Genomic DNA, 13,889 nt, shown 5'->3' on the forward strand with positions numbered 1-13,889 from the left:
CGGCTGCACGCGCCTCGTGCGCGTGGGCACGTGTGGCGCGCTCCAGCCCGACATGCACCTGTACGATGTCGTCGTTGCTCAGGCAGCATGCTCTAACTCGGCGTTCGTGGACCAGTACCAGCTGCCGGGTACGTATGCACCCATTGGGTCTTTCCGCCTTATCGAAGAAGTTGTGCACCGCGCCCGCGAAGCCTCTGTCCCGGTGCACGTCGGCAACATCATGTCCTCCGATGTCTTCTACAACGCGAACCCGACCTTCAACGAGGCCTGGCAGCGCATGGGCATCCTCGCCGTCGAGATGGAGACCGCGGGTCTATACGCGACGGCCGCCCACGCGGGCGTCGAGGCCCTGGGTATCTTCACTGTCTCCGACTCCCTGGTCACGGGCGAGGTTACGGATGCACAGGCGCGTCAGACTGCCTTCACCGCCATGATGGAGCTGGCTCTGCCGCTGGCCAAGCTCTGAGACGAGACGAAAGGACTCCTATGAAGAAGCGCGACGTGGCCGCGATGATCGACCACACGATTCTCAAGCCCGAGGCCACCAAGGCGGACGTGAAACGCATCATCAAAGAAGGAGCCACGGCAGGCACGTACTCCGTGTGCGTCTCTCCCTCGATGCTGCCCCTGGACGTGCCCGAGGGCCTGAAGGTCGCTTGCGTTGTGGGCTTCCCCTCCGGTGCTGTCAAACCGCAGGTCAAGGCGTTCGAGGCCGCTCAGGCCGTCGCCGACGGAGCTGACGAGATCGACATGGTCATCAACATCGAGCTGGTCAAGGACTCCCGACTGCACGAGCTGAGAGAGGAGATCGCGGCGGTGCGCCGCGTCGTCCCCTCCCCGCGCGTCCTCAAGGTCATCATCGAATCGGCCGCCCTGAGCGACAATGAGATCATCGCCGCCTGCATGGCTGCGAAGGCCGCTGGTGCTGACTTCGTGAAGACCTCGACGGGCTTCCACCCCGCCGGTGGTGCTTCGACCCACGCGGTCACGCTTATGCGCGCCACCGTCGGCGACGCCCTGGGCGTCAAGGCCTCGGGCGGCATTCGCGACGCCGAAACGGCGCTCGCCATGATCGATGCCGGAGCCTCCCGCCTGGGCGTCTCCGCAACCAACGCCATCCTGGCAGGACTGGAGGACTGAACAATGGAACTGCTCGACAAAGCCCAGCGCTGGGCGGACCACGACCCGGATCCGGCCACGGCCTCGTCCCTGAAGGCTGATATCGAGGCCGCGCGCGGCGGCGACGGCGAAGCCTTGGCGCGCGTGGGAGCCGCCATGAACGGCCCCCTCGAGTTCGGCACCGCGGGCCTGCGAGGCGTCGTGGGTCCCGGCGAATCCCGCATGAACCTGGCCGTTGTCATCCGCGCGACCGCTGGTCTGTGCGAGGTCGTCAAGCGACACGCCACCGGCACCCCCACCCTGGTCGTCGGCTGCGATGCCCGGTACGGCTCCTCCGAGTTCGCCACGGCTGCCTGCCGTGTCGCCTCGGCAGCAGGCGTGCGCGTCCTCGCGCTGCCCCAGGCCAACCCGACCCCGCTCACCTCCTTCGCGGTGCGCCACTACGGCGCGGACGCGGGCGTCATGGTCACGGCCTCGCACAACCCCGCACCCGACAATGGCTACAAGGTCTACCTGGGCGGCAGCGTCGTCACGGGCGACGGGCAGGGCGTCCAGATCGTCCCGCCCTTCGATGCCGAGATCGCCGCGGCCATCGAGGCCACGCCCCCCGCCGACCAGGTGCCCATGAACGACGACCTGGTCGAGGCCGTGGACCCGCGCGACGAATACGTCGCTGAGGCCGTCAAGCTGGCCTCCGGTGACGCCGCCGCGCGCGCAGACCTGCGCATCGTCCTGACCGCCATGCACGGCGTGGGTGCCCCGCTCACCTCCCGCGTGCTCGAGGAAGCTGGCTTCACGCACGTGTCGCTCGTGGCCGCCCAGGCCGAACCCGACCCGGACTTCCCGACCGTGCCCTTCCCGAACCCCGAGGAAGCCGGTGCCCTCGACATGGCGATCGAGCAGGCCCGCGCCGAGGACGCCGACCTCATCATCGCAGTCGACCCCGACGCGGACCGCTGCGCGCTCGCGGTTCCAGACCCCGCCGCCGAGGCCGGATGGCGTCCGCTGAGCGGCGACCAGATCGGCTGCCTGCTGGGTGAGTTCCTGGCCTCGCGTGGCATCCAGGGATCGCTGGCAAACTCGATCGTCTCCTCGCGTCTGCTGGCCCGCATCGCTCACGCGCACGGGTTGGTCCACCACACGACGCTGACGGGCTTCAAGTGGATCGCTCGCGCGCCCGAGCTGGCTTTCGGCTACGAGGAAGCCATTGGTTTCTGCCCGAACCCCGCCATCGCACGCGATAAAGACGGTATTGCGTCTTCCGTCGTCGCCGCGTCGCTGTTCGCCGCGCTCAAGACCGAGGAGCGCACCGCATGGGACGAGCTGGATCGCCTGGCTCACGCCCATGGCCTGCACGTGACCGGTCCGCTGACCTTCCGCGTCGAGGAGATTGAGCAGATCGCGACTGGTATGGCACGCCTGCGCGCCCAGCCGCCCAGCGAGCTGGCGGGGTCGCCGGTCGTCGAGGTCTCTGACCTGTCGGAGGGTTACCAGGGCCTGCCGCCCACGGACGGCGTGCTGGTGCTGACGAAGGCCGGGGACCGTGTGATTGCGCGTCCGTCGGGCACTGAACCCAAGCTCAAGTGCTACCTCGAGGTCATCCTGCCCGCCCCCGAGGGCGAGCCGGTGCCGTGGGATGAGGCGTACGAGCGTCTCGAGCGGATCAAGCGCGAGTTTGGTCAGATTATCGGCCTGTAAGCGCTGATAGAGGGCCTCCGTCGGAGGATTTAAGAGGGGTATAGCCCTGCGCGAGTAAATAGATAACGATATACTTGCGTATATGGCAACTCACATTAAATCCACGGCGGAGGCCCTGCCTTGTGCCGACCGGCCCGTCGAGAAGGCACCCGGGCACTGGGTGCTCGCGCGCGCCGGTAAAACGGTGCTGCGCCCCGGTGGCCTGGCACTGAGCACCTGGGCTCTCAAACGCGCCGTCCTACCCGGCGCGGACGTCGTCGAATTCGCGCCCGGCCTGGGCGTCACGGCCTCGGCGATCATCGAGGTCGGACCCGCCTCCTATACCGGTGTGGAGCGCGACCCCGACGCGTGCGCGCGCGTCAATGCCATCGCCTCGGGCGTGGGGCGCTGCGTGAACGCGGACGCCGCGCAGACCGGCCTGCCGGACGAAAGCGCGGACGTCGTCGTCGGCGAGGCCATGCTCTCCATGCAAGGGGAGAAGGCCAAGCGCGCCATCATGGGTGAAGCCGCCCGTATCCTGCGCCCCGGTGGACGCTACGTCATCCACGAGCTGGGGATGCGCCCCGACTCCATTGGGGAGGAACCCGCCACCGAGATCAGGAAGGCCCTCGCACGCGCCATCAACGTCAACGCACGCCCCCTGACGGTTGCCGACTGGAGGCGTGCGCTCGAAGACGTTGGCCTCGTCGTCGAAGAGACCCGCATGGCTCCCATGGCCCTGCTCAAACCGGGCCGGATGATCGCCGACGAAGGCGTGCGCGGCGCTCTGCGCATTATGCGAAACATTGCCCGCGACAAAGATCTGCGCGAGCGCGTCACTACGATGGCGCGTACGTTCAAGAAATACGACCGACACTTGTGCGGCGTCGCCATCGTCGCGCGCAAACCCAAGGAGAACAGTTGAGCCTCTCGCCCGAATCCAACACCGAGGTCCCCACTCCCATCATGACGGACCTGCAGGACATCGCCTCGATGATCCAGGTCAACGAGGAAGCCACGGTGTCACGCACCGTCATGCACGCCGAGGGTGTCCGCCTGGTCCTCTTCAGCTTCGATAAGGACGAGATCCTCAGCGAGCACACGGCCGCGATGCCCGTCATCCTCCACACGCTCGAGGGTGCCCTCGAGATCGAGGCCGACGGCCGCACCGTTGTCCTGAAGCCCGGCGACGTCATCCACTTCGGCACGCGCCTGCCGCACGCCGTGCGCGCGCTCGAGCCCTCGAAGCTGGCCCTGTACATGCTGGACCGCCGCGAGCGCCCCAAGGGCTGAATCTCGCCCCTCATACTGGGAACCCCGGCCTCGTCTGAGAGCAACGAGGCCGGGGTTCCATGCCGCATGGGCGCGGTACATCGCGTGCGTCGGCGTGAGCGACCGAGTGAAAGTCCTAGGACAGGGACGCCTTGCCGGCACCGCGCGCGACTAGCCACAGGCCCGCCTCGACGATGATGCCAGACACGACGAACACGATGGGGACGGAGAGTCGCGCGTCCATGAGGGTCGTGGCAGCCAGCGCGATGCCGTGGGCGGTACCCAGGACCCCGCCGCCGAAGAGAATCGGCCAGGCGGCGCGGTGGGCGCGCTCCCAGGCCTGCGAGCCGGGGGTGATGCCAGCCAGGCGCAGCCCCAGGGGAGGATGGCATACGCCGACGCGCGCGGTCAGGCCCGAGGTGAAGAGGTAGAGGCCGCCCGCGATAAGCGCCAGGGCGATGAGGACAAAAAGGACGATGAGTCCGACGTGCACGGGAACCCCCAGGGACAGTGAAAGTTTCACGGCTGTTTCACGCATGAGCGTGGGCCGCGCGATCATTCTAACTGGCCACGGCCTCGTGAATGACGAGGCCGTGGGAGCGTCGGGTGACCGGTGACAGTCGAGCCGTGGCCGAGCGCGCGTGCACGCTCAGAAGTAGCAGGCAATCGGGCCGTTGGGACCCGGCACGACGGTGACGGGGGTGTCGAAGATGTCGGTGAGGATCTCGTCGCGCATGATCTCCTCGGGCGTGCCCATGAAAGCGACCGTCCCGTCCTTGAGAGCGCAGATCTGTGAGGCGTAGCGCGCCGCAAAGTTGATGTCATGCAGGACGATGACGATGGTGCGCGAAAACTCGCGGGCAGCTCGTTCCAGCATCGTCATCATCTCGACGCTGCGCGCGATATCCAGGTTGTTGAGAGGTTCGTCCAGCAGGACGTAGTCCGTCTCCTGGGCCAGCACCATGGCGACGTAGGCGCGCTGGCGCTGGCCGCCCGAGAGCTGGTCGAGGTAACGAGCCTGGAGGTCCTCCAGGTCGAGGAAGCCGATGTAGCGGTCTATGATCGCCTCATCCTTGGCGTTCAAACGTCCCTTGGAATGGGGGAAGCGCCCGAATCCCACGAGCTGGCGCACGGTCAGGCGCGAGATAAAGTGGTTCTCCTGGCGCAGGATCGACAGGGTGCGCGCCAACTCGGAGGACTTCGTCGTGGCGACGTTGAGGCCCCCGACCTCGATGGTGCCCTCGTCGATGCCGAGGAGACGCCCGATCATGGTCAGGAGCGTGGACTTACCCGCCCCGTTGGGACCCACGAGCGCCGTGATGCCGCCCGCCGGGATGTCGAGGGAGATCGAGCCGATGCGCACCGACGGCGAATACTGCTTGACGACGGAATCAATGGAAATCACAGGCGGCCCTTTCGCAAAATAGTGACGATGAACGCGAGTCCGCCGACGAACTCGATGATGATGGAGACGACGCCCTGCGTGTTGAAGATGTGGTTCATGACGAAGTAAGCGCTGGACAAAATCGCGATGCCGAGGGCCACCGCCATCGCAAAGATGAAGCGGTGGTCGTGGGTGTCGGAGAACTGGTAGGACAGCGTCGCGACGAGAAATCCGAGGAATGTCATGGGGCCCACGAGCGCGGTCGACGTGGCCATCAGGATCGATACGAGGACGAGGACCACGACCGACGTGCGCCGGTGGTTGAGCCCCAGGTTTGTGGCTGTCTCGCGTCCGAGGGAAAGGACGGAGAGCCTGCGTGTCAGGAGCACGAGGGCGAGCGCGGCGACCGCAACGAGCGGGACGGCGATCGGGAAGTACTCCTTCTGCGCGTTCGCGATGGACCCGAAGAGACGAGCGGTGAGCACGTCGAACTCCGAAGGCGTGAGGAGACGCTGCATGAAGGTCGAGATGGAACCGAAGCCCGCGCCGAGCATGACGCCGATGAGGAGCATCGCGTGCATCGAGGCGCGCTGCGAGGTGAGCAGCCATGAATAGAGCGCGAGCGTCAGGGCGATCATGAGCCCCAACTGGCCGACGAAGTTGCCGACGGTCGCCGACGCGTTGAGTCCGGCCACGCCCAGGAAGAAGATCGTGGAGGTGTGGATCGTCCGATAGAGGGACTCGAAGCCCAGGATGGAGGGCGTGATGATGCGGTTGTTCGCCACCGTCTGGAAGGCGACCGTGGCCATGCCCTGGCACACGGCCACCAGGGCGATCGCCAGGACCGCGAAGGCACGTCGACGCGCGAGACGCCAGAAAACGGGTGTTCCGAAGTGCGCGGGATTCTTCCACACGAGCAGCCCGATGCAGGACAGGAGCGCGACCGCGCACACGGCGCTGAAGACGATCCACCAGCGACGCCTGGCGGCGGGGGACACGAAGGCACCGGTACGGCGTGTCGGGCGCGTGATGGACGAGGCCTGGGCGGGGGAGTCTGAGGCGGCCTCGTTCGTCGCGGGGAGAGAGGCGGTGGTCACAGCGTGGCTCCCTTCTTGGCCTGGCGCAGCACGAGCGCGATGAAGACGAAGGCTCCGAGGACGCCCAGGATGACGGAGACGGGCATCTCGAAGGGGGAGATGATGGTGCGGGCGAGCAGGTCGGTGACTGTCACCAGGGCGATGCCCGCCAGGCACACCCACGGCAGATTGGTGCGCAGGTTGTCGCCCATCGTCATGGAGACGAGGTTGGGCACGATGAGGCCTAGGAAGGGCAGGGAGCCGACGACGACGGTGACGACGCCGGTGGCGACGGCGACTAGGCCGGTCGCGATGAGGACCATGCGGTGGTAGTTGACGCCGAGGGACACGGCGATGTCTTCGCCGAGCGACACGGCTGTGAGGCGGTCGGCCATGATGAAGACGATTGCGACGACGATGATGACGATCCACAGGATCTCGTACTGGCCTTCGTAGACGGAGGTGAAGGACCCCTGGAACCACACGGCCACGCTCTGCACGGTGTTGGTCTCCAGCGCGAGGAACGTGGAGATCGCTGAGACGACCGCGCCGAGCATCGTGCCCATGATTGGTACGAGCAGCGAGGAGCGCAGCGAGACGCGGCGCAGCAGCGCGAAGAACACCATCGTGCCCGCGAACGCGAAGGTGATCGCGCAGGTCATGCGCACCAGGATTGGGGCACCCGGCCACGCGATCATGATGACGAGCAGGCCTAGCCCCGCCCATTCGGTCGTGCCCGTCGTGGAGGGTTCGGCGAAGCGGTTCTGGGTGACCAGCTGCATGACGAGGCCGCTCATGGACATGGCGGCACCGGAGAGGATCAGGGCGATGGTGCGGGGAACGCGCACGGCGAGGAAGATCCGCCAGCCGTCGTCCTGGGAGAGGATCGAGTACTCACCGGTGGACAGGGACAGAACCAGCAGGGCGAGGACGGCCAGCGTGGCCAGTGCGAGTGCGAGGGGCCGCCTCGACGAGGTCGTGGCGGGTGTGGGCGTCATAGCGGAGGATGCGGGTGTCTGGGGGGAAGGTGGCGCGGTGGTGGGTGAATGCGTCATGAGAATGGGGGTGCGGGTGCCGCCCGAGGGGCGGCACCCGCAAGGGTGTCAGGGGGTTACTTCTTGGCTGCTTCGAAGGCGTCCGCGAGGGAGTTGAAGATCTCCGTGTAGGTGATGATCGACTCGTTGGTGTAGGTATCGTTCGGCGCGTACACGACCTGCTTGTTCTGGAGGGCAGTCACGTTCTGCAGGGCAGCGTTGTCGTTGATGACGGTCTCGGCCGGCGTGTTAGAGCCGTCCTTGGTGATCGCGGCGTCGCGGTCGAGCACGAGGATCCAGGCGGGGTTGGCCTGCGCGATGGCCTCGACGGAGATGTCGTCACCGGTGTGAGAGTCGGTCGAACCTTCGACCTCAAGGGTGGGCTTGAGGCTGAGCAGGTCGAAGACCGGTCCCCAGGTGCGGCCCTTGCCGGGCGCCACGTAGCCGATGTTGCCGCCGGAGACGTCAACCGCCATGACGGTGGAGGAGCCGTCGTAGGCCTTCTTCGCGCGCTCGATCGAGGCGTTGAAGTCGTCGACCAGCTTCTTGGCTTCGTCCTGCTTGCCGAAGATCTCGCCGAGGTCCGTGACCTCGCGGATGAGTTCCTGGTCGAAAGGCTGTCCCTCGCGCGGCTCCAGGTTGATGAGCGGGACGTCGGGGGCCAGTTCCTTGATCTGGGCGTCGTACTTGGAGAAGCGCTGGCCGGAGATGATCAGGTCGGGTTCGGCGGCGACCAAGGCCTCGAGGTTGGGGTCGCGGTGCATGCCCACGTCGGCGATGTCATCGCCGTTGTAGGCGGTGATCGTCGAGGGGATCAGCTTTTTGGGGGCAGCGACGAGCGGCACGTTCCACTGCGCGAGGACCTCGAAGGTGCGGTTGTCGAGGGATGCTGCGCGGGTGACGGGCAGCTTGATGTCGACCGTGCCGTCGTTTGCCTCGATAGACACGGACGAGGCCTGGGTGGCCTCGGACGCGGAGGATGTGGTGGACTGCGAGGAGGAAGTGGCACCCGAGGAGCAGGCAGCGAGGCCGAGTGCAGCGATGGCGGCGATAGCGGCCAGGGACGTGGTCGTGCGAGACATTATTTCTCCGTCATAGTTATTTGCGATTGGACTGAAATAGGAAAAGCTAGGCTTACCTAACTGCCAAAAGTAACCATACCGACATTTTGGGCTTTGTGCGTGTGAATGCTGGCATAGTCTTGCGGTCCAACGTCGTTCTTGGCGCATATTGACAAGAAACACGTGGGGCGACACTCGAGTGAGTGTCGCCCCACGGCAGCTTGCGACCGGGCGTGAGCGAATGTCAGGTTAGTCGACCAAACCCTTGACGGCCTCGTCAAGTTCGGCGACCCAATCCGCGCCCGACACGTCCGAGGGCATGCGCCAATCCCCGCGCGGAGACAGGGAGCCGCCGGCCATGACCTTTGGGCCGTTGGGCAGGGCGCTGCGCTTGAACTGCTGGCTGAAGAAACGCCAGAGGAACAGGCGCTCCCACGTGACGATCTCCTCCAGCGAATACGCGACCTTGTCCTCCTCGGGGAAGCCGACCGGCCAGGAACCCACGGAAGCGTCCGACCAGGCCTTCTCCGCCAGGAATGCGATCTTCGAGGGGCGCGCGCCGCGACGCAGCACGTGGTACAGCGTGAAGTCCTGCAGGTTGTAGGGGCCAATCTTGTCCTGCGTGGACTGCATCTTCTCACCCGGCTTGGCGGGAACCAGCTCGGGGGAGATCTCCGTGTTGAGGATCGACAGGAGAACCTCGCCGACATGGTCGTCGAATTGCTTGGAGGCGACGACCCAGCGGATCAGGTGCTGCATGAGTGTCTTCGGCACGCCCGTGTTGACCGCGTAGTGGCTCATCTGGTCGCCCACGCCGTACGTGCACCAGCCCAGCGCCAGCTCGGACAGGTCGCCCGTGCCCAGCACGATGCCGCCCAGGTGGTTGGCCAGGCGGAACAGGTAGTCGGTGCGCAGGCCTGCCTGGACGTTCTCGAAGGTGACGTCGTAGGTGGCCTCGCCCTCGCCGTAGGGGTGGCCGATGTCGGCCAGCATCTGCGTGGCCGCCGGGCGGATGTCGATCTCCTGGAAGGACGTGCCCAGGTACTGGCACAGCAGGGTCGCGTTCGTCTTCGTGCGCTCGGACGTGGCGAAACCGGGCAGCGTGTAGCACAGAATGTCCGTGCGCGGTCGCCCCAGCAGGTCCATCGCGCGGGAGGCCACGACCAGCGCGTGCGTCGAATCCAGGCCGCCCGAGACTCCGATGACGATCTTCGGGTTGCCGATCGCGCGCAGGCGCTGGACCAGGCCGGCGACCTGAATGTTGTAGGCCTCGTAGCAGTCCTGCTCCAGGCGTGTGGGGTCGTTGGGGACGAAGGGGAAGCGGTTGACCGCTCGCTCCAGGCCCAGGTCGGTGCGCGGCGGATCGAGCGTGATCTCGACCTCCTGGGGGGACAAGCGCTCGTCCCCCGCGAAGTAGCGCTGTGCATTGTCCGTGAACGAATTCTGGCGCTTGCGCTCGGTGCGCAGGCGCTCCAGGTCCACGTCGGCGATCGTGATGTGCGCGCCCTCCTGGAAGCGCTCGCCGATTGCCAGGCGTTCCCCGGCCTCGTAAATCATGGTCTCGCCGTCCCAAGCCAGATCCGTGCTGGACTCGCCCATGCTGGCCGCCGTGTAGATGTAGGCCGCCGAGCAGCGCGCGGACACCGAGCGCACCATGAGTTCGCGGTCCGCGCCGCGTCCGACCGTGATCGGGGACGCCGACAGGTTCGCCAGGACGGTCGCGCCCGCGAGCGCCAGTTCGGTGGCGGGAGTGACGGGCACCCACATGTCCTCGCAGATCTCGATGCCGACGGTCAGGCCGGGCACGTCGTCGGCGGAGATGAGGACCTGGCCGAAGGGGACCCACACGGGGCCGCCGGTGAATTCTTCGATGCCGCCCCACGGGACTTCGATGCGCTCGCAGGCGCGCGGGGGCATGGTGACGAAGTAGCGCTTCTCGTAGAACTCGCGGTAGTTGGGCAGGTGCGACTTGGGAATGATCGCGAGCACGCGCCCGCGGTGGATGGCGACCGCGCAGTTGTACAGGGCGTTGTCCTTGCGCAGCGGCGCGCCGACGATGAGGAGGGGGAGTAGGTCGGCGCTGGCCTCGACGATGGATCCCAGGGCCTTCTCGACGGTATCGAGCAGGACGTCCTGCAGGAGGAGGTCGTCGATGGCGTATCCGGAGACGCACAGCTCCGGGTAGACGCCGACGGCGACGCCGCGCGCGTCAAGCTCGCGGGCGGTGTCAATGATCTCGCGCGCGTTCTCGAAGGGGCGCGCGGGGTGCACGGGCAGGGTCACGGCGGCGACGCGCGCGAAGCCCTGGTCGTAGAGGGAATGGAAGTTCATGGTTCTCCTTTGGTACGGGGCTTATTCTCGCGTATTCCGCGCGCTTGCGCTCTTCATTGACGAGGCCGGGGTTGGGGTGGGCGGTCGGCGCAGGGGAGGGTCGAGGACGAAGGCTGTTGCATCGACGCTGGGGACGAGGCGGTAGAGGGTTGCGGGGCGCCCTGCGCCCTCGCGGACGGTGCCTCCCGTTGGCTCGATGAAGGAGGCTGTTTTTGTTGCTTTCCGGTGGAAATTGCGAGGGTCGAGGGCCGATCCCCAGATGGCCTCGTAGGTGGTGCGTAGCTGGGTGATCGTGAACTCGGGGCCGCAGAAGGAGGTAGCCAGGGGCGAGTATTCGATCTTGGAGCGTGCGCGTTCGATGCCGTCCGCCAGGATTCTCGCGTGGTCGAAGGCAAGGGGGGAAGCGGGTGCGAGGAGGGTGTCGACGGGGTGCCAGAGTGCTCCGGCGGCGTCGCCTCCCGCGCGGGCGGGGGAGAAGGAAGGCGCCAGGAGTAGATAGGCGACGGAGAGAATGGGGCCGCGGGGGTCTCTCCCGATGGGGCCGTAGGTGCGCAGCTGCTCGAGGTGGCCCGGGGGAGTGAGGCCTGTTTCCTCCTCAAGTTCGCGCGCTGCCGCCTCTTCGGTTTGTTCGCCGTCGCGCAGGAATCCTCCGGGGAGGGCCAGGTGATTCTTGAAGGGTTCGATGCCTCGGCGCACGACGAGGGCGTGGAGGATGTGGTCGATGACGGTCAGGGCGACGATGTCGACCGCGATCGGGATGGTGAGGGGCTCAGTCATGGTGCCAGCATAACTTATTTGTGTCGAGTTGACATTAAATGCAAGGTGGGATTATCGTCATCGTGACACAAACAAGTGGGAAACCACCCGACTAAGGAGCCATCATGGGAACCCTCCACCACCACCCCTTCCTCATCCGCTACCAGGGCGGAGCCGGCGACCACGTCGTCCAAATCCGCGCCGGACGCACCATCCGATCCGGAGTCGGCCAGTCCTTCTGGCTGCGAGCCGGGCGCTGCGCGCTTGCGGAAGTGCCCACCGCGAACCGCGCCCACAGCTTCCTCGTACAGGTCCCGTCCGCCGACCAGCAAAACGTCAGCGCCCAGGTCGCCATCACCTACCGCATCGAGGACGCCGAGGCGGCCGCCTCGCACTACGACTTCGACCTGTACCCGCGCGATGCAAACAACGACGCGCAAGGCCTGTGGCAGATCGACGAAACCGTCACCCGAATCGCTCACTCGGCCCTGGCCTCGTCCATCGGCGCGATGCCTCTGTCTGACGCCATCTCTGGCTCCCTCGAACGGGTCGGCAGCGTGCTCGCCCAGGCCTTCGCCACCGACGAACAGCTGCGCGCAACCGGCGTCGCCGTCGTCGACGTGCGCCTCATGAGCCTGCGCCCTGACGAAGGCGTCGAATCCTCGCTGCGAGCCCCGCTCCTCGAGCAGCTCCAGGCCGAGGCTGATCGCGCCCTCTACGAACGCCGCGCCCTCGCCGTCGAACGCGAATCCCAGATCTCCGAAAACGAGATGCAGTCCAAGCTCGACCTGGCCCGCAAGCGTGCCGACCTGGTTGACCAGGAAGGACACAATGCCAGGCGTGAAGCTGAGGAGAAAGCCGCTGCCGACGCGATCGCCGTCGAGGCGGAAGCTCGACGCATCGTCGAAAAAGCCAAAGCCTACGAGGCGGACTGGAAGACCGCTGGTGCCGCGCGGACTGCGACCGATGCGTCCTACGTCAGGGCCCTCGGCGAGGCCGGACCAGAGGTGGCGCGCGCCGTCGCCCTCAAGGAACTGGCCAAGAACATGCCGTCCTTCGGCGACATCACCATCACCGCCGACGTGCTCAGTGATCTCGTCTCAGCATTCACCGGCTCCAAGAAGGCAGGCAAGTAGCCATGCGACGACGCGCCGTCATCGTCCGACGCCCCACCGAGTATGACGAACTCATGGACCGCTACTCCACCCGCGGCCAGGTCGAATTCGTCCTGCGGTCACGCGGGCGCAGCCTCGAAGCCGTCGAACGAGCGCACGAGTCCCACCTGGCAGCCCTGGCCCGTGTGCGCGCAGGCATCCCGGACGGGTGGGCGAGCGCCGACGTCGAACGCGACTCCCTCTCGCGCTTCCTCTTCGCCCCCGAGGACGTCATCGTCGTCGTCGGACCCGACGGCCTGGTCGCCAACGTTGCCAAATACGCTGGCGACCAGGTCGTGGTCGGCATCAACTCGGTACCCCAGTCCAACGCGGGTGTCCTCGTGCGCTGCACGCCCGACCAAGGCGTAGGGGCGCTGCGCCGCCTCGAATCAGGCGCGGACCTGCGCGTCGATCACCTGACGATGGTGCGTGCGGCAGCCGACGACTCGCGCTCCCTGACCGCCCTCAACGAGGTGTTCATCGGGCACCCGAGCCACCAGAGCGCCCGCTACGAACTCTCCCTTGGGTCCAGCGTCGAACGCCAATCCTCATCGGGCGTCGTCGTCTCCACCGGGACCGGCGCAACCGGATGGGGGGCCTCCCTCAAGCGTGGGCGTGCGATGGGGGAGATGCCCGCCCCGACCTCGCCCTCACTCGCATGGTTTGTGCGCGAGGCCTGGCCCTCCCCCTATACCGGCATCGAGCACACCGAAGGCATCCTGGACGAGGATGAAGAGCTGAGCCTCGTCGTCGGCTCCGAATCCCTCGTCCTCTTCGGCGACGGCATGGAATCTGATCGGCTCACCCTTACGTGGGGCCAAAGCGTGCGCGTCTCGCGCGCCCCGCGAGCGCTCTCCCTCGTGGACCCCGCGGGCCTGGGGTAGGGGTAATCCTGCGGGTTCGACTTCGTCAGCGTCTGGATAGGTTACGAGCACGCGGATAGGTTACGAGCATGCGGATAGCTTATTGTCCTATCCGCATGTGCATCACCTATTCATATGCGCACAACCTATCCGCGTGTGCAC

The 13,889-nt window shown here is 66.4% G+C and carries 14 protein-coding genes; 7 read left to right on the forward strand and 7 right to left on the reverse strand.

Features of this window, described 5'->3' with window-relative positions:
* The 5 genes from QZ149_RS08880 to QZ149_RS08900 form a co-directional block, all read left to right on the forward strand.
* A partial coding sequence (locus QZ149_RS08880) for a purine-nucleoside phosphorylase (protein ID WP_291451056.1) occupies positions 1-466 on the forward strand: 466 nt, incomplete at its 5' end.
* Positions 467-486: 20 nt separating this feature from the next.
* The gene (deoC, locus tag QZ149_RS08885; protein WP_291451058.1) at positions 487-1,140 is read left to right on the forward strand and encodes a deoxyribose-phosphate aldolase; all 654 of its coding nucleotides are present in this window, start codon (positions 487-489) and stop codon (positions 1,138-1,140) included.
* Positions 1,141-1,143: 3 nt separating this feature from the next.
* A complete protein-coding gene (locus QZ149_RS08890; RefSeq protein ID WP_291451060.1) occupies positions 1,144-2,817 on the forward strand; it encodes a phospho-sugar mutase in 1,674 nt (557 codons plus the stop codon).
* Positions 2,818-2,899: 82 nt separating this feature from the next.
* On the forward strand, positions 2,900-3,721 hold the full coding sequence (locus tag QZ149_RS08895) for a class I SAM-dependent methyltransferase (protein WP_291451062.1): 822 nt from the start codon (positions 2,900-2,902) through the stop codon (positions 3,719-3,721).
* Positions 3,718-4,089 carry a cupin domain-containing protein gene (locus QZ149_RS08900; protein WP_009648650.1) on the forward strand — a complete coding sequence of 124 codons (372 nt, stop codon included), beginning with the start codon at positions 3,718-3,720 and terminating at the stop codon, positions 4,087-4,089. Before QZ149_RS08895 ends, QZ149_RS08900 begins: the two co-directional genes overlap by 4 nt.
* A gap of 115 nt (positions 4,090-4,204) precedes the next feature.
* Here the strand turns inward: QZ149_RS08900 and QZ149_RS08905 are convergent, their stop codons facing one another.
* The 7 genes from QZ149_RS08905 to QZ149_RS08935 form a co-directional block, all read right to left on the reverse strand.
* Positions 4,205-4,561 (reverse strand): permease, encoded by a 357-nt coding sequence (locus tag QZ149_RS08905; RefSeq protein ID WP_291451075.1) that lies wholly within the window; start codon positions 4,559-4,561, stop codon positions 4,205-4,207.
* A gap of 156 nt (positions 4,562-4,717) precedes the next feature.
* Positions 4,718-5,473 carry an ATP-binding cassette domain-containing protein gene (locus tag QZ149_RS08910; protein WP_291451063.1) on the reverse strand — a complete coding sequence of 252 codons (756 nt, stop codon included), beginning with the start codon at positions 5,471-5,473 and terminating at the stop codon, positions 4,718-4,720.
* Positions 5,470-6,549, reverse strand: a complete 1,080-nt coding sequence (locus QZ149_RS08915) for an iron chelate uptake ABC transporter family permease subunit (protein WP_291451065.1) — start codon at positions 6,547-6,549, stop codon at positions 5,470-5,472. Before QZ149_RS08915 ends, QZ149_RS08910 begins: the two co-directional genes overlap by 4 nt.
* Positions 6,546-7,526 carry an iron chelate uptake ABC transporter family permease subunit gene (locus QZ149_RS08920; protein WP_291451067.1) on the reverse strand — a complete coding sequence of 327 codons (981 nt, stop codon included), beginning with the start codon at positions 7,524-7,526 and terminating at the stop codon, positions 6,546-6,548. The genes QZ149_RS08915 and QZ149_RS08920 overlap by 4 nt, the downstream gene beginning before the upstream one ends.
* Before the next feature lie 113 nt (positions 7,527-7,639).
* Complete coding sequence (locus QZ149_RS08925) at positions 7,640-8,644, reverse strand: ABC transporter substrate-binding protein (RefSeq protein WP_291451069.1); 1,005 nt, start codon at positions 8,642-8,644, stop codon at positions 7,640-7,642.
* 228 nt (positions 8,645-8,872) lie between these two features.
* Entirely contained in the window at positions 8,873-10,954 is a 2,082-nt protein-coding gene (locus tag QZ149_RS08930; protein ID WP_291451070.1) for an NAD(+) synthase, read from the reverse strand.
* Positions 10,955-10,975: 21 nt separating this feature from the next.
* Positions 10,976-11,731, reverse strand: coding sequence for an NUDIX domain-containing protein (locus QZ149_RS08935; RefSeq protein ID WP_291451072.1), 756 nt, complete (start codon positions 11,729-11,731; stop codon positions 10,976-10,978).
* 104 nt (positions 11,732-11,835) lie between these two features.
* Here QZ149_RS08935 and QZ149_RS08940 point away from each other — a divergent pair, with 104 nt between their 5' ends.
* Together QZ149_RS08940 and QZ149_RS08945 are read left to right on the forward strand one after the other, a co-directional pair.
* Positions 11,836-12,846, forward strand: a complete 1,011-nt coding sequence (locus QZ149_RS08940; protein ID WP_291451073.1) for an SPFH domain-containing protein — start codon at positions 11,836-11,838, stop codon at positions 12,844-12,846.
* Positions 12,847-12,848: 2 nt separating this feature from the next.
* On the forward strand, positions 12,849-13,748 hold the full coding sequence (locus QZ149_RS08945; protein WP_009649118.1) for an inorganic polyphosphate/ATP-NAD kinase: 900 nt from the start codon (positions 12,849-12,851) through the stop codon (positions 13,746-13,748).
* The last annotated feature ends 141 nt before the right edge of the window (positions 13,749-13,889 follow it).

Source organism: Actinomyces sp. ICM47 (assembly GCF_905369875.1).
Lineage (GTDB): Bacteria > Actinomycetota > Actinomycetes > Actinomycetales > Actinomycetaceae > Pauljensenia.

What these genes read in the sequence shown, in the direction of transcription:
- QZ149_RS08935 (WP_291451072.1), bottom strand. Translation starts at nt 11,731, where the DNA reads ATGACTGAGCCCCTCACCATCCCGATCGCGGTCGACATCGTCGCCCTG.
- deoC (WP_291451058.1), top strand. Translation starts at nt 487, where the DNA reads ATGAAGAAGCGCGACGTGGCCGCGATGATCGACCACACGATTCTCAAG.
- QZ149_RS08940 (WP_291451073.1), top strand. Translation starts at nt 11,836, where the DNA reads ATGGGAACCCTCCACCACCACCCCTTCCTCATCCGCTACCAGGGCGGA.
- QZ149_RS08920 (WP_291451067.1), bottom strand. Translation starts at nt 7,526, where the DNA reads ATGACGCCCACACCCGCCACGACCTCGTCGAGGCGGCCCCTCGCACTC.
- QZ149_RS08895 (WP_291451062.1), top strand. Translation starts at nt 2,900, where the DNA reads ATGGCAACTCACATTAAATCCACGGCGGAGGCCCTGCCTTGTGCCGAC.
- QZ149_RS08945 (WP_009649118.1), top strand. Translation starts at nt 12,849, where the DNA reads ATGCGACGACGCGCCGTCATCGTCCGACGCCCCACCGAGTATGACGAA.
- QZ149_RS08930 (WP_291451070.1), bottom strand. Translation starts at nt 10,954, where the DNA reads ATGAACTTCCATTCCCTCTACGACCAGGGCTTCGCGCGCGTCGCCGCC.
- QZ149_RS08890 (WP_291451060.1), top strand. Translation starts at nt 1,144, where the DNA reads ATGGAACTGCTCGACAAAGCCCAGCGCTGGGCGGACCACGACCCGGAT.
- QZ149_RS08925 (WP_291451069.1), bottom strand. Translation starts at nt 8,644, where the DNA reads ATGTCTCGCACGACCACGTCCCTGGCCGCTATCGCCGCCATCGCTGCA.